At 56.9% G+C, this 14,285-nt stretch carries 17 protein-coding genes; 11 read left to right on the top strand and 6 right to left on the bottom strand.

The annotated features are described in order from the left end of the window. Window positions 1–214: 214 nt before the first annotated feature. The gene (locus tag GS632_RS11375; protein ID WP_171177732.1) at window positions 215–352 is read right to left on the bottom strand and encodes an entericidin A/B family lipoprotein; all 138 of its coding nucleotides are present in this window, start codon (window positions 350–352) and stop codon (window positions 215–217) included. 61 nt (window positions 353–413) lie between these two features. Continuing rightward, a complete protein-coding gene (locus tag GS632_RS11370) occupies window positions 414–755 on the bottom strand; it encodes a helix-turn-helix transcriptional regulator (protein WP_171177730.1) in 342 nt (113 codons plus the stop codon). A gap of 363 nt (window positions 756–1,118) precedes the next feature. On the opposite strand from GS632_RS11370, the gene GS632_RS11365 reads away from it, so the two are divergent. From GS632_RS11365 to GS632_RS11340, 6 genes are all read left to right on the top strand, one after another. Further along, the gene (locus GS632_RS11365; RefSeq protein WP_171177728.1) at window positions 1,119–1,751 is read left to right on the top strand and encodes an ATP-dependent Clp protease proteolytic subunit; all 633 of its coding nucleotides are present in this window, start codon (window positions 1,119–1,121) and stop codon (window positions 1,749–1,751) included. Between the two features lie 131 nt (window positions 1,752–1,882). Further along, window positions 1,883–3,151 carry an ATP-dependent Clp protease ATP-binding subunit ClpX gene (gene clpX / locus GS632_RS11360; RefSeq protein WP_171177726.1) on the top strand — a complete coding sequence of 423 codons (1,269 nt, stop codon included), beginning with the start codon at window positions 1,883–1,885 and terminating at the stop codon, window positions 3,149–3,151. A 155-nt stretch (window positions 3,152–3,306) separates the two neighbouring features. Then, window positions 3,307–3,669: a RidA family protein gene (locus GS632_RS11355; RefSeq protein WP_171238191.1), complete on the top strand. Its 363-nt coding sequence runs from the start codon at window positions 3,307–3,309 to the stop codon at window positions 3,667–3,669. 80 nt (window positions 3,670–3,749) lie between these two features. Beyond that, window positions 3,750–4,133: an NADH:ubiquinone oxidoreductase subunit NDUFA12 gene (locus GS632_RS11350; RefSeq protein WP_171177723.1), complete on the top strand. Its 384-nt coding sequence runs from the start codon at window positions 3,750–3,752 to the stop codon at window positions 4,131–4,133. Window positions 4,134–4,144: 11 nt separating this feature from the next. After that, window positions 4,145–4,597, top strand: a complete 453-nt coding sequence (gene mlaD, locus GS632_RS11345) for an outer membrane lipid asymmetry maintenance protein MlaD (protein WP_171238192.1) — start codon at window positions 4,145–4,147, stop codon at window positions 4,595–4,597. After that, a complete protein-coding gene (locus GS632_RS11340; RefSeq protein WP_171177720.1) occupies window positions 4,594–4,962 on the top strand; it encodes a DUF2155 domain-containing protein in 369 nt (122 codons plus the stop codon). The genes mlaD and GS632_RS11340 overlap by 4 nt, the downstream gene beginning before the upstream one ends. Here GS632_RS11340 and aat read toward each other — a convergent pair. The 4 genes from aat to GS632_RS11320 all read right to left on the bottom strand — a co-directional run bounded on the left by aat (window position 4,917) and on the right by GS632_RS11320 (window position 8,144). Continuing rightward, window positions 4,917–5,549 carry a leucyl/phenylalanyl-tRNA--protein transferase gene (gene aat / locus GS632_RS11335; protein WP_171235236.1) on the bottom strand — a complete coding sequence of 211 codons (633 nt, stop codon included), beginning with the start codon at window positions 5,547–5,549 and terminating at the stop codon, window positions 4,917–4,919. The two genes, GS632_RS11340 and aat, sit on opposite strands and share 46 nt — an antisense overlap. Before the next feature lie 51 nt (window positions 5,550–5,600). Continuing rightward, the gene (gene accC, locus GS632_RS11330; RefSeq protein WP_171238194.1) at window positions 5,601–6,947 is read right to left on the bottom strand and encodes an acetyl-CoA carboxylase biotin carboxylase subunit; all 1,347 of its coding nucleotides are present in this window, start codon (window positions 6,945–6,947) and stop codon (window positions 5,601–5,603) included. A gap of 9 nt (window positions 6,948–6,956) precedes the next feature. Then, complete coding sequence (accB, locus tag GS632_RS11325; RefSeq protein ID WP_171235234.1) at window positions 6,957–7,457, bottom strand: acetyl-CoA carboxylase biotin carboxyl carrier protein; 501 nt, start codon at window positions 7,455–7,457, stop codon at window positions 6,957–6,959. 150 nt (window positions 7,458–7,607) lie between these two features. Further along, complete coding sequence (locus GS632_RS11320; RefSeq protein ID WP_171177712.1) at window positions 7,608–8,144, bottom strand: LuxR C-terminal-related transcriptional regulator; 537 nt, start codon at window positions 8,142–8,144, stop codon at window positions 7,608–7,610. 211 nt (window positions 8,145–8,355) lie between these two features. Between GS632_RS11320 and GS632_RS11315 the strand changes: the two genes are divergently transcribed. From GS632_RS11315 to GS632_RS11295, 5 genes are all read left to right on the top strand, one after another. Next, the gene (locus GS632_RS11315) at window positions 8,356–9,648 is read left to right on the top strand and encodes a helix-turn-helix domain-containing protein (protein WP_171177710.1); all 1,293 of its coding nucleotides are present in this window, start codon (window positions 8,356–8,358) and stop codon (window positions 9,646–9,648) included. A gap of 78 nt (window positions 9,649–9,726) precedes the next feature. Further along, window positions 9,727–10,107, top strand: a complete 381-nt coding sequence (locus GS632_RS11310) for a response regulator transcription factor (protein WP_171235232.1) — start codon at window positions 9,727–9,729, stop codon at window positions 10,105–10,107. Beyond that, on the top strand, window positions 10,107–10,412 hold the full coding sequence (locus GS632_RS11305) for a hypothetical protein (RefSeq protein WP_171177706.1): 306 nt from the start codon (window positions 10,107–10,109) through the stop codon (window positions 10,410–10,412). Before GS632_RS11310 ends, GS632_RS11305 begins: the two co-directional genes overlap by 1 nt. Next, complete coding sequence (locus GS632_RS11300; RefSeq protein WP_171238195.1) at window positions 10,412–13,090, top strand: sensor histidine kinase; 2,679 nt, start codon at window positions 10,412–10,414, stop codon at window positions 13,088–13,090. The genes GS632_RS11305 and GS632_RS11300 overlap by 1 nt, the downstream gene beginning before the upstream one ends. Window positions 13,091–13,168: 78 nt before the next feature. Continuing rightward, entirely contained in the window at window positions 13,169–14,272 is a 1,104-nt protein-coding gene (locus GS632_RS11295; protein ID WP_171238196.1) for a FliM/FliN family flagellar motor C-terminal domain-containing protein, read from the top strand. The last annotated feature ends 13 nt before the right edge of the window (window positions 14,273–14,285 follow it).

The following is a 14,285-nucleotide window of genomic DNA, read 5'->3' as shown; positions in this document are numbered from 1 at the left end:
ACGCCTTTTCCTTTGCCGGATCACGGTTTCATACAGGCTACCACTCACCCCTCTGCTGAACGGGAACGGGGCTCTTTTGCGCGAACAAAAGAGCCCCGGTATTTGGCTTGTGATCAAGTCGTAGGGCCAAGCGTCCAAGCGCGGATGCTTGGTAGTGACACAGGAGCCCGTCTTTCTTGAAATGCCGATGCTTGGTGATCAGGGTCAGAAACGCTTACAGGTTTTCCTGCACGTCTGTTGCAGCGTTCTGGATGGCATCCCCGGCTTTTTCGATGTCTTTGCCAGCGCCTTTTGCAGTTTCGCAGGCGGTCAGGGCAAACAGGCTCAGGCCAATCAGAAATACACGGATCATAGTCGTCTCCTTGGTGCTCGATAAATTTTCGGTAGCAGCTTTCTACTGACCAGACCAGTAGTTAGGAGGCGTCTCTGTCGCAGAATAGCTCGTAGACAACTTCAAGAATCCGACGTGGACGATCGTCTGCCAAACGATAGTAGATTGCTTTGCCTTCCCGCCGAGGTACGACCAATCCTTCAAGGCGCAAACGCGACAACTGCTGGGATACGGCGGCTTGCCGCGCGGACAAAAGCCCTTCCAGTTCTGTGACGGACTTCTCACCAGATACCAGATGGCACAAAATCATCAGGCGTCCTTCGTGACTAATTGCCTTTAGAAAATTAGATGCAAGCGCGGCGTTTTCTACCATGCGATACATGTCTTCTTGGGGCATGTCCTGGGACAACTGTGGAAGTGCCATCGTTCTAGTTCCTTGCTAACCCCGTCAATGGGTAACGTTATCATATTACGGCGCAACTACGCCGTTCACTCACCTACATGTTTCGTGCATTTTGTTCCATATGTATAAATCAAAATACCGTGATGAGTGAAAGGGGAACCCTCGCCGCTTTTCCCCGTATACTAAGGCTGTGTGGTTTAGGCGGTGGCTCAAAAGTATTCCGGATCGCGAACAACGGGTCGAGCTGTGCGGAATTGGTGTCATCCTACATTCCTTCATCGTTCTCGCTTGCCCCCCCTTGCAGCCCCCTCGAGCCAACACTAAGACTTGGGTAATACTTGTTGGGGTAGTGTCCCGATCCATAGCAAAGCAGGCAGGTTCCGAATGTTCGATCCCGTAGATACCTACATGAATACGCTCGTTCCCATGGTCGTCGAGCAGACCAGCCGGGGCGAACGCGCTTACGATATTTTCTCACGTCTGCTGAAAGAGCGGATCATCTTCATCAACGGCCCGATTCATGATGGAATGAGCCATTTGGTCGTCGCGCAGCTGTTGCACCTTGAGGCCGAGAATCCGAACAAGGAAATCTCGATCTACATCAACTCGCCTGGTGGTGTAGTAACAAGCGGTTTGTCTATTTACGATACAATGCAGTACATCAAGCCGAAATGTTCCACATTGGTGATCGGTCAGGCGGCGTCGATGGGGTCGGTTTTGTTGGCTGGTGGCGAGAAGGGAATGCGTTTCTCCTTGCCCAACAGCCGTATCATGGTTCACCAACCCAGCGGTGGCTACCAAGGCCAAGCCAGCGACATCATGATTCACGCAGCCGAGACGCAAAAGCTGAAGGATCGCCTGTATGACATTTACGTGCGTCATACCGGGCAGACCAAAAAGGCGGTTGAAAAAGCGCTGGACCGTGACAATTTCATGAGCCCGGAAGAGGCGAAAGACTGGGGCCACATCGACGAAATCGTCGAAAACCGTGCAAAAATGGACACAGATGAGGCCTGAGACCGACACTCTGCGCCTTGGGCGCGGGGTTCATTTTGAGATTGTAGCCGCCAGAGTGCTGGCCTAAGCTGCACAAACAGGCGTAAGCGCATCCCTGACGGGGTGCAGGGACGAGGCCCGAAAGGTAGATCATGGCGACGAATTCAGGCGGCGACGGTAAGAACACGCTCTACTGCAGTTTCTGCGGGAAAAGCCAGCACGAGGTGCGAAAACTGATCGCAGGCCCGACCGTATTCATCTGTGATGAATGTGTCGAGCTGTGCATGGACATCATCCGCGAAGAGACCAAGGCCAGCGGGCTGAAGTCGTCTGATGGCGTTCCAACGCCAAAGGATATTTGCGAGGTTCTCGACGATTACGTGATCGGTCAGGCCACAGCCAAGCGTGTTTTGTCGGTGGCGGTTCACAACCACTACAAACGTTTGAATCATGCTCAGAAAGCTGGCAGCGATATTGAACTGGCGAAGTCGAATATTTTGCTGATCGGTCCCACCGGTTGCGGCAAGACTCTGCTGGCTCAAACACTGGCCCGCATCCTGGATGTTCCGTTCACCATGGCTGACGCAACGACGTTGACCGAAGCTGGCTATGTGGGCGAAGATGTCGAAAACATCATCCTCAAGCTCCTTCAAGCCAGTGAGTACAACGTTGAGCGCGCGCAGCGCGGCATCGTCTATATTGACGAGGTCGACAAGATCACGCGCAAGTCCGAAAACCCATCGATCACGCGCGACGTGTCGGGCGAGGGCGTGCAGCAAGCGCTGCTGAAGCTGATGGAAGGCACCGTGGCCAGCGTTCCGCCGCAAGGAGGGCGCAAGCATCCTCAGCAGGAATTCCTGCAAGTGGATACCACCAATATCCTGTTCATCTGCGGCGGCGCGTTTGCGGGTCTGGATAAGATCATCGCGCAGCGTGGCAAAGGCTCGGCCATGGGTTTCGGAGCCGATGTGCGCGACAATGATGATCGTGGCGTTGGCGAGATTTTCAAGGATTTGGAGCCCGAGGATCTGCTTAAATTTGGTCTGATCCCAGAATTTGTTGGGCGTTTGCCAGTTCTGGCAACGCTGGAGGATCTCGACGAAGATGCTCTGGTCACCATTTTGACAAAACCCAAGAACGCTTTGGTCAAGCAGTATCAGCGCCTGTTCGAGTTGGAAGATGTCGAACTCGACTTTACCGATGACGCATTGAAAGCGATTGCCAAGAAGGCCATCGAGCGCAAAACCGGTGCACGGGGACTGCGGTCGATCCTAGAAGACATCCTGCTGGATACCATGTTCGAACTGCCTGGCATGAAGAATGTCAGCGAAGTTGTGGTGAACGAAGAGGCCGTCGCGTCCGAGTCTCAACCTTTGTTCATCTATGCGGATGCGGCTCCTGAATCAGCTTCTGCTGGGTAAGCTGCCCTGTCGCGGCTATTGTTTTTGACAATGCGGTTGGGGGCTTTGCCCCCGCCGCAGTTGATTTTCTCGGAAAAAAGTCAGGCCAAATGAACGCAGGGGTTCTGCGATGGGCATGGCGGTTTGCGGATTGCCAACAACAAAGAGGGAGCGATATGGCGATCCAGCGGATCTCATCAGGCGGCGAATTTGAGGAAAAAGTTGGTTACTGCCGCGCGGTCGTTGCCGGCGGGTGGGTTCACGTGGCCGGCACAGTTGGGCAAGGTGAAGATATTGTTGCGCAGTGCCGTTCCGCGCTGGCGACCATCGAAACTGCTCTGCAAAATGCCGGGGCAAGTTTTAAAGATGTTGTGCGGGTGACATACATGTTGCCGGATCGTACAGAGTTTGAGCCGTGTTGGCCCATTCTGGCTGAAACCTTCGGCGCAAATCCTCCGGCTGCGACTATGATTGAGTGTGGGCTGATCGACCCAAAATACAGGATCGAAATTGAAGTGACCGCGTTTCTGCCGGAGTGACGCAGGCGACCCCAGTGGCACTGGACCTTGGCGAGCCTTTGGTCCATACCTTTCCTCGACCGAAATGCCGGAGGCACCCGATGGGAATCCTGAACAGTCTTTTGCGAGCCGTGACCTGGTGGAACGGGTCCACTCTGAACACGCAGATCTATACGTCGCGTAAGGGCGTCAAAGTTGGCGAAGACAATGAAGGCAATGTGTTTTATCGAACGGCGGATGACAGCAAGCGCTGGGTGATATTCAACGGCGAGGCTGAAGCCAGTCGAGTTGACCCGGAATGGCACGGCTGGTTGCACCGCACCTGGGACGAACCTCCGACGGACAAACCTTTACCGCATAAATCCTGGGAAAAACCACATCAGGAAAACCTGACGGGTACTGCGCTGGCTTATACGCCGGCCGGATCGCTGCGTCGGGCTGAACCGGTTGAGCGCAAAGATTATGAGGCCTGGAGCCCGGAATAAGCGAGGCAAAGATGTCGAGCCATAATTGGACCGAAGTTGTTGTCGGTGGCGTCGTGTTGGCCGGTGCGCTGGCATTTGGTGTTTACGCCAGCCAATCGACGGGCCTGTCGAAGGGCGCGGCCGGATATGAACTTGGCGCGTCTTTCAGATCGTTGGAAGGGGTCGGTGTCGGGACGGATGTTCGTCTTGCAGGTGTCAAGATTGGAACCGTGACCGGCGTGACGCTGAACGCGGATACTTATCGCGCAGACACGACCTTCACCATTGCCGATGGCGTCCTGGTGCCGGATGACAGCGCCATTGTGATCTCGTCCGAGGGGCTGCTGGGCGGTAATTTCGTCGAGGTAATGCCCGGCGGGTCACCATTCTATTTCGAACCCGGAGACGAGATTGAGGATACGCAAGGCGCGGTCAGTCTGATCTCTCTGCTGGTCAAGTTTGTGGCCGGAGATGGCAGCGAATGATCCGCGCTGCTTTAATTGCCCTTCTTATGGTCGGGACCAGTGCTGTTGCTCAACAAAAGGTTCAGTCCGGTCCGGGGGCCATGCTGCGCGGGCTTGACAAAGTCAGCGGTCAAACCGTTGATGTTGAAATGCAAAGCGGTGAGACCGAAGCTGTTTTTGGCTTGGACGTTGCCCTGGGGGATTGCCGCTATCCGGTTGACAACCCGACGGGTGACGCGTTTGCCTATTTGACGATTTGGGAAACGGGGAAAGCTGATCAGTTGTTTGACGGCTGGATGATTGCAACATCCCCAGCCCTGAACGCGCTGGATCATGCGCGTTATGATGTCTGGGTGATCCGCTGTATTACACCTGCTGCGGACTGATCTATTGATGCTGTGAAATCGGCGCTGAGATTCAGAGCCTCTTCCAGTTCCTTTTTGTAAGCGCTGCGTGGAATTTCGATGGCACCCAATGAGGCCAGGTGTGCGGTTAGAAACTGCGTATCGAACAGGTGGAATCCGGTTTGTCGCAGGCGGTCCACAAGATAGGCAAGGGCGATTTTCGACGCATCCGTGCGGCGTGAGAACATGCTTTCCCCAAAGAATGCAGCCCCCAAGGTTACACCATAGACACCGCCCACAAGTGCGGCTCCGTCCCAGACTTCAAGAGAATGGGCATAGCCTGTTTGGTGCAATTGGCGGTACAGATCGTGCAGCTCTGCGTTGATCCAGGTGTCGGCTCTGTCGGCACAGCCATCCACGACGCCTGAAAAGTCCTGATTGATCGTGATATCGAACCCGCAATTGCGGATGCGGCGTGAAAGACTACGCGAGACGTGGAACCCGTCCAACGGAAAGACGCCGCGAAACTTTGGATCGACCCAGAACAACTCGGGATCATCGCGATGTTCGGCCATCGGGAAAATGCCGATGGAGTACCCGTGCAGCAAAAGTTCAGCGGATAGGCTCATTTTGGGTAAGAGGGAACCGGAAGGCGTGCGCCCTCCGGTTCTTGGAGGTTACTATTCCATATTCTCCGCAAGCCAGCGCTCCAGCCAGTGGATGTTGTAATCGCCGCTGTGCAGGTCGGGTTCCTGCAGCAAGGCATGGAACAGAGGGACTGTGGTATCGATGCCGTCCACGATCAACTCTCCCAATGCGCGTTCCAGACGGGCCAGAGCTTCGGCCCGGTCGCGGCCCTGAACGATCAGCTTGGCGATCAGCGAGTCATAGTAGGGTGGGATCGAGTAGCCGTCATAGAGAGCTGAATCCATCCGCACGCCCAGACCGCCCGGCGCGTGATAGGCCGTAATCTTGCCGGGGCAGGGCGAGAAGTTGGGCAGCTTTTCCGCGTTGATCCGAACCTCAATGGCGTGGCCGTTGATTTCCAGATCCTCTTGCCCAAATGACATCGGTTCGCCTGCGGCCACACGGATTTGCTCGCGCACCAGATCGACGCCAAAGATGCCTTCGGTCACAGGATGTTCCACCTGAAGGCGGGTGTTCATTTCGATGAAATAGAACTCGCCGTTTTCATAGAGGAACTCGATTGTGCCCGCGCCGATATAGTTGATCTTGGCCACGGCATCTGCACAGATCTTGCCGATCCTGGCGCGCTCTTCGGGGGTGATGCAGGGGCCGGGGGCCTCTTCAAACACTTTTTGGTGGCGGCGCTGCAACGAGCAGTCGCGTTCGCCCAGATGCACGGCTTTGCCCTTGCCGTCGCCGAAGACCTGAATTTCGATATGGCGGGGAGTGGTCAGGTATTTCTCGATATAGACCTCGTCGTTGCCAAAGGCGGCCTTGCCCTCAGCGCGCGCGGTCATAAAGGCGCTTTCCATCTCATCAGCGTTCATCGCGACCTTCATGCCACGACCGCCGCCACCAGCGGTAGCCTTGATGATGACGGGATAGCCGAATTCCTCACCGATACGCTTGGCATCTTCCAGCGTGGGAACGCCACCGTCCGAGCCGGGCACGCAGGGCACACCCAGCGCCTTCATCGTGTCCTTGGCGGTGATCTTGTCGCCCATCACGCGGATATGTTCCGCGGTGGGGCCGATAAAGGTGATGCCGTGATCTTCGACGATCTGCACGAACTCGGCATTCTCTGACAGGAAGCCATAGCCCGGGTGGATCGCTTGCGCACCTGTAATCTCACAAGCCGAGATGATCGCCGGTACGGACAGATAGCTTTGCGGTGAAGGCGGGGGGCCAATGCAGACCGATTCGTCTGCCATGCGCACATGCATCGCGTCGCTGTCAGCGGTGGAATGGACGGCGACCGTCTTAATCCCCATCTCGCGGGCGGCGCGGATGACGCGCAGGGCGATCTCGCCTCGGTTGGCAATCAGGATCTTGTCGAACATGGGCCCGCCTTACTCGATGATGACCAGAGGGGTGCCGAATTCCACTGCGTCGCCATCGCCAACCAGAATGCGTTTTATCGAGCCCGATTTGGGGGCGTGGATGTGGTTCATGGTTTTCATCGCTTCGACGATCAGCAGTGTGTCGCCTTCAGAAACAGAAGCACCGACGCTAATGAATGCAGGCGCGCCGGGTTCGGGCTGCATATAGACCGTTCCAACCATAGGCGAGGTGACAGCGCCAGGGTGATTGGCCGGGTCTTCTTGCGCTGCGGGGGTTTCGGTTGCGACAGGGGCAGCCGCAGGGGCGACGGCTGGTGCGGGGGCCGCGGCGGGTACTGCGACCTGAACCGGAGCGGCTGCGGCCTGTGTCATGCGGCTGACGCGCACGTTGAGGCTGTCTTCCTCGCCATATTCGCGTTTGACCTGCAGTTCCGTCAGGTCGTTTTCGCGCAGCAATTCAGCCAGAGCCTTGATGAATGCCACATCCGCTTCGTGTTTGGTATCTGTCATGAGTGTCCTCGACGGTTCCCCTTTGGCCCGTCTGTTTTTGCGGGCTCTAATCAAATTACGCAGCGTTATAGGCCAAGCAGCCGTGCATGAAAAGCGCCGACTCGCACCATCGCGAGCTGGTTTGCCGCTTAAATTAAGGGGCCGAATGGGTCACAATGGCATTCCCGACAGCTTTGCGACCAACTCAGAAAGTTTTCGAGCGCCGAACTTTTCAAGCAAGCGGGCACGATAGGCTTCGATTGTCCGATAACTCAGCCCCAGTTCCCCACCGATTTCCTTAGCCGACAAGCCGCGACACGACAGGATGGCCACCTCGCGTTCACGTACCGTCAACTCAACCAGAGGCCGTTCTTCCGAGATGTCGGAAAAGCTCCAGATACCGTGTCGGAACGGGTCATCAGGGGTGAGTGAGCGGCCCCGAGCGCGGCACCAGAACAGATCGCCATTGCGCCGCCGCATGACGCGTTCATCGGTGTAGTATCCGGTGTCGCGCATCACTTGCAGGCTGCGCTCTCCGATCCGCTCCCAATCGGCGACCGAGGGATAGAGGTGCAGCAAAGGCATATTGCGATAGTCAGCTTCCTCACCACCGAACGTGCGCGAGAACTGCAGATTGCAGCGCCGGATAATCCGGTTTTCCAGCTCTACAAGGCCGATGGGTGCGTATTCAAAGGCGGGGTCGCTCATGTGGGTATCGTGCCGGGAAACAGCACGGAAGAGAAGGGGTGAAGCAACTTCTTACATGATGATGACAAGTTGCGCTGTCGTGGAGTGTGTCTGGATTGTGTAAACTATGTAAATCGAAATAGAAAATTTTGACCTAACTAAATGAGAAATATAGTATGTTTCGAAAATAACTTGGGGTGCTTAGCTTGTCGCGGGTCAGGAGGCAACTAACATGCGTGACGCTTTGACTGGAAGCCGCATTCGCGAGCGGCGGCAGATTGCCGGGCTTAAGCAAGCAGAACTGGCCCGTTTGGCGGGGATTTCGGCCTCTTACCTGAACCTTATCGAGCACAATCGCCGTCGGATCGGGGGTAAGTTGCTGGTGGATATTGCTGCGGCCCTGTCGGTTGAACCATCGGTGTTGACGCGAGGGATAGAAGCCACGCTGGTGTCGGCCTTGCGCGAAGCGGCAGATGATGCGGTTGGCCAGAATGCAGAGTTGGACAGCTTGGAGGAGTTCGCAGGGCGCTTTACCGGCTGGGCAGGTGTTCTGGCGCAGATGCATCGCCGTGTCGTCTCGCTCGAACGAAATGTTGAGATCCTATCGGACCGGCTGACTCATGACCCTCATCTGGCGGCCTCGATGCACGAGGTTTTGTCGACCGCGGCAGCGATTCGATCTACGGCCGCGATTCTTGCGGATACTGAAGACATCGAGGCTGAATGGCGCGAACGGTTCCATAAAAACCTGCACCAGGATGCCGAGCGGTTGGCGGACAGCTCCAAGGCGTTGGTGACATTTCTGGATGAAAGCGACGCAGCCGTCGACCCGCGTGGCGTGCCGTTGGAGGAGGTCGAAGCGTTTTTCCAGGCCCGCGATTATAGTTTCACGGAACTGGAAGAGGGGGGCGCTACGGATGCCGTCGATCTGAGCAGCCTAAATACCACAGCAGCCCAAACCTTGGCACGCGAGATGTTGGAGATTTACAGGGCTGACGCCCGGGCAATGCCACTGGATGCTGTCGCCGCTCGTGTTCGGGGCGCCCAACCAGACCCCGTTGATTTGGCCCATCATTTTTCTGTCGACATGGCGACCGTGCTGCGGCGTTTGGCTTTTTTGCCAGAAAGTGTTGTTTCTGAACCGGCGGGGTTGGTGTTGTGCGATGCATCCGGCAGCATCTTGTTTCTAAAACCAACACCAGGATTTGCCATGCCCAGACATGGCGAGGCTTGTCCGCTTTGGCCTGTTTTCACGGCGCTGAACCGACCTTTGGTTCCGGTGCGTAAGCAAGTCGAGCAAACCGGGCGGGCTTCGGCTGAGTTCGAGTGCTTTGCCTATGCGTGGCCCCATGCGGTGCCGGGCTATGATCAGGATCCGGCTTATCGATCCGTCATGCTGGTACGGCCGGTTCAAGAGCAAGCCGGTGATGCACCGGTTACGCAAGTTGGGCCGAACTGCCGGGTCTGCCCCCGCAACGAATGCACCGCTCGCCGCGAACCGTCGATTTTGAGCGAAGGTTTTTGACACTTTCCTGACAGAACGCTTAATCTGATCCTAATCGGTTGCGGGACGGACGACCGGTTTTGGGGAGGAACAGAAAATATGAGCCGCAAGGTTCTGTTGATCGAGGACGAGCCGAACATTGCCGAAGCAATCCGGTTCCTGTTATCCCGCGAGGGGTGGCAGGTCGAGATTCATGGCGATGGCACCGATGCGCTTGAGGTTATCCAGGGGGCTCAGCCCGACTTGGTTATTCTGGATGTTATGTTGCCGGGTAAAAACGGCATGGATATTCTGCGCGATCTCAGAGAGATGGAAGAACTGGCAAGCCTTCCGGTCTTGATGCTGACGGCGCGCGGGCAGTCGCGCGACCGGGAAATGGCGGAAAATGCAGGCGTTAGCCGCTTTATGACCAAACCGTTTTCCAACGCCGAAGTGTTGACGGCTGTGCGTGATCTTCACGCGCAGGCGACGCAAATGTAATGTCAGACGAGAGCGACAAAGGTCAGCCATCCAGCCCCAGACCCTCGCTTTTTCTGGAACGTCAAAGCTATCGCCGTCGCAGACTGACGGATGCGGCCCGGTTTTTGCCGTTTCTTGGGGCGCTCTTGTTCGCACTGCCGCTTCTTTGGCCGGACCGGTCCAGCGGAGATGCGGCCGTACCGCTTTCTTCGGCAATTTTCTACATCTTCGTCTGCTGGGGCGCGCTGATCTTGATCAGCGTGATTTTCGGCTTTGCCGCGCGCCGTATGCGCACGCCCGAGGACCCTGAAACAGGGGCCGAGTGATGACCACCGTAAACGTTCTGATTCTGGTTTGTCTGGGCTATGTGGTCTTTCTGTTTGCCGTCGCCTTCGCTGCGGATCGCATGGCTGCTGCTGGGCGTGGGAAATGGTTGCGCTCGCCGCTGATCTACACCTTGTCGCTGTCGATCTATTGCACCGCCTGGACCTTCTATGGCGCCGTGGGCAACGCCGCGCGGTCAGGGTTGGAGTTTGTTACGATCTACCTTGGCCCGACACTGGTCATGGTCAGCTGGTGGTGGGGGCTGCGCAAACTGGTGCGTGTGGGGCGCAGTCAAAGAGTGACCTCAATCGCGGACCTGCTGTCGTCTCGCTATGGTAAATCAAACACGCTGGCGGTCTGCGTAACCATTCTGGCGGTATTGGGCGGAACGCCATATATCGCGCTACAGCTGCAATCGATTACCCTGTCTTTCTCGATCTTTGCCGAAGCTGACCCATCGGGCCTGTATCGCGAAGGGTCCAGTGTATTTTGGGTTGCGGCTGGCTTGGCCGTTTTTGCCATCCTCTTCGGAACGCGTAATCTGGACGTGAACGAACGCCACCACGGGGTTGTTACGGCCATCGCGGTGGAGGCTATCGTTAAGCTGTTTGCGCTGATTGCGGTCGGCGTTTTTGTCGTGTGGGGCATCGCTGGCGGTATCGGCCCGATGATGGAGCGGATCGACGCGTCGGAAATCGGGCAGTGGCATGTTGATGCCGGGCGGTGGACGACCTTTATATTCCTGTCGGCGGCGGCCTTTATCTGTTTGCCGCGCATGTTCCAGGTGATGGTGGTCGAAAATGATGATGAAAGCCACCTTAGAACCGCGGCCTGGGCTTTCCCCCTCTACTTGCTGTTAATGAGCTTGTTTGTAGTACCGATTGCCGTAGTGGGTCTGGACCTGCTGCCCGAAGGGGCTAACCCCGACCTGTTCGTCCTGACCGTACCGTTGTCGCAAGGCAATGACTGGCTGGCGATGCTGTCTTTCATTGGCGGATTTTCTTCCGCGACATCGATGGTGATCGTAACAGCCATGGCTTTGTCCACGATGGTGTCGAACCATGTTGTCATGCCCATCTGGTTGAACACACAAGAAGGTACTGGCTCGGTCTCTGGCGATGTGCGCAATATCGTTTTGATGGCCCGTCGTGTGTCCATCGCGGCTGTTATGGCGTTGGGCTTTTTCTACTACCGCTTGTCTGGTGGCGGCGCAGCGCTGGCTTCAATCGGATTGATCGCTTTTGCGGGGATCTCTCAAATTCTACCGGCTTTGGTCGGCGGTCTGTTTTGGCGCGGGGCAACGCGAACCGGAGCTCTGGTGGGGCTGACGGTCGGTTTTGTTTTGTGGATTTACACCTTGTTGTTGCCCGGCATGAGCGGCGCGTCGATGCCGGAGTCGGTGCTGCAGAACGGGTTGTTCGGCATAAGCTGGCTGCGCCCACAGGCCTTGTTCGGGATCGAGGGGATCGATCCAATGGTCCATTCCGTGATGTGGTCACTTTTGCTGAACACAATCGCGTTCTGTGTGGCCTCTTTGCTGAGTTTTCCCAGCCCGTTGGAACGGTTGCAGGGCGCGCAATTTGTCAATGTATTCGATCATTCGGTCGCACCCCGTGGCTGGTCCGGATCGGTCGCGCAAAGCGAAGATTTGATGATCATGACCCAGCGGATTCTAGGCACCGGGCCCGCGCAGGAGTTTTTCCAGGCCGAGGCCAAGAAACAAGGAGGTCGATCGCATCTGCCCGAGCCCACGCCAGCATTCCTGGGCCGCCTTGAACGCGAATTGAGCGGATCAGTTGGAACGGCCACGGCTCACGCGATGATTGGGCAGATCGTCGGCGGCTCGTCGGTTTCGGTCGAAGACCTTTTGGCTGTTGCGGATGAGTCGGCGCAGTTGCTGGAGTATTCCAGTCAGCTTGAGGTGAAGTCCTCTGAACTCAGCCGGACGGCACGGCAACTGCGCGAAGCAAATGCCAAACTCACGCAGGTGTCGGCGCAAAAGGACAACTTTCTGAGTCAGGTCAGTCATGAGTTACGGACGCCGATGACCTCGATCCGCGCGTTTTCTGAAATCATGCGCGATACCGAAGGGCTGAGCAGGGATGAGCAGACCCGATACGCGACGATCATCCAAGACGAAGCGCTGCGTTTGACCCGCTTGCTGGATGATCTGTTGGATCTGAGCGTGCTGGAAAACGGGCAAGTCAATCTCAACTTGGGTTATGATAGTCTGCGCTCGGTCCTGGATCGGGCCGTGTCCAGCGCATTGGCTGGTGCTGGCCGCAAGATAAGCGTGCGTCGCGCCCGTGCGGCCGAACGGATTGTCTTGCACACGGATCTGGACAGGTTGGGGCAGGTGTTCATTAACCTTATCTCAAACGCACAGAAATACTGTGACGCGGACGAGCCCGTTCTGACCATTTCCGCATATGATGTTGGCGGGCGCGTCATCATAGATTTCATCGACAATGGCAGTGGCATTCCGCCCGGCGCGCGCTCGATGGTGTTCGAGAAATTTGCCCGCGTCGGCGGCGACAAGGCCGGAGGGGCAGGTCTGGGCTTGGCAATTTGCCGCGAAATCATGCAGCGGTTGGGGGGCGAGATCAGCTATTTACCGGGGCAGGGCGGGGCGGCGTTCCGAGTCAGCCTGCCATTGGCGCACCGACAGGCCGCTCAGTGAAGCGGTCATAAAGAACTTCGTAACGTCCGACGGTGTAAACCTGTTGCCAATTGCTGAAACAATTGGTGATCAGGCGTTATGTCAGAACCCGTCAATGCCGCATTGGTGCGCAAACTGTCCGCTGGGCAAAAGGATTTGGACGACCGGCCGCGCTCGGTTCTGCGGGCGCTGCGCTTGGGGTTCGCGCGGGCCGCGGGGGATCGCCTGAACTTGCCGCTTGCAGTGATCGGGGCCAGACAAACCAGTCAGTCTGCTGAACATCTGGTTGAAGCGATTGGTCAAGACTGGTTGCTACTGGTGTTTGATGGGCCACAGGGACGTGCAGCCACGTGCTTGGACCCGCACTTGGTGTCCGCCATCGTTCAAACGCAAACCATCGGTGAGGTGATGTCGGGCACGCCAACACCACGGGCCTTTACAGATACCGACGCCGCCATGGTTGCGCCACTGGTCGAAGCGGCTTTGGCTCGATCTGCGGGTCTAATCGACCCGACGACAGAACAAGTTTGCCTTGAGGGGAACGAGTATTCGTCACGCGCTTCAGATTTGCGGGGCTTGTCTCTGGCCATGACAGAAGACGAGTATCGCATCTTCGACCTGACCGTCGATTTGGCCAACGGGGTACGGCAAGGGCAGATTTCGGTCATTTTACCCGAAGCACCGGTTGCGCCAGAAGTTGTGGAGGAAACCCCAAGCCCTGCAGGCCCCCGCATTGAACAGTCTTCGGGTATGGTAAGGGCGGATTTGAATGCGGCCTTGTGTCGGATGACGTTGCCATTGTCCGCGTTGTCTGGGATGCAGGTTGGTGATGTCCTGCCGTTACGCGGCGCGCGCTTGGATCTAACTGAGGTTCTGACGATTGAACGAACGCGAGCAGGTGTTGGTCGCTTGGGGCAGTGCGGTGGTCTAAGGGCCATTCGATTAAACGAGCATGCTGCTTTACCAGCGCTGAGCGGAGCAGAAGCCCAGGAGTTTATCGAAAGCCGGGGAGGGCTAAACCCTCAGGGCAGCCTGGACGCGCCAATTGACAGCGCCGCTGAAATCACGCCCCCGGTGCCCTTGGCCGAGACCGGCGGGATCCTTTCGGGGGATCTGGTCCTTGGCGAGTCTGAGCAGATGGTGGCGGAAATCTCGCAGCTGGCCGGTCTGAACGCATCAGAACCAGGGCTGGGTGAACAGTAATAACGCTTTAGGT

Origin of the sequence: Ruegeria sp. HKCCD7296, from assembly GCF_013110775.1 — a bacterium.
Classification (GTDB): Bacteria; Pseudomonadota; Alphaproteobacteria; order Rhodobacterales; family Rhodobacteraceae; genus Ruegeria.
Note: the sequence above shows the minus strand (reverse complement) of the source record. Positions and strands in the feature narration are given on the sequence as shown.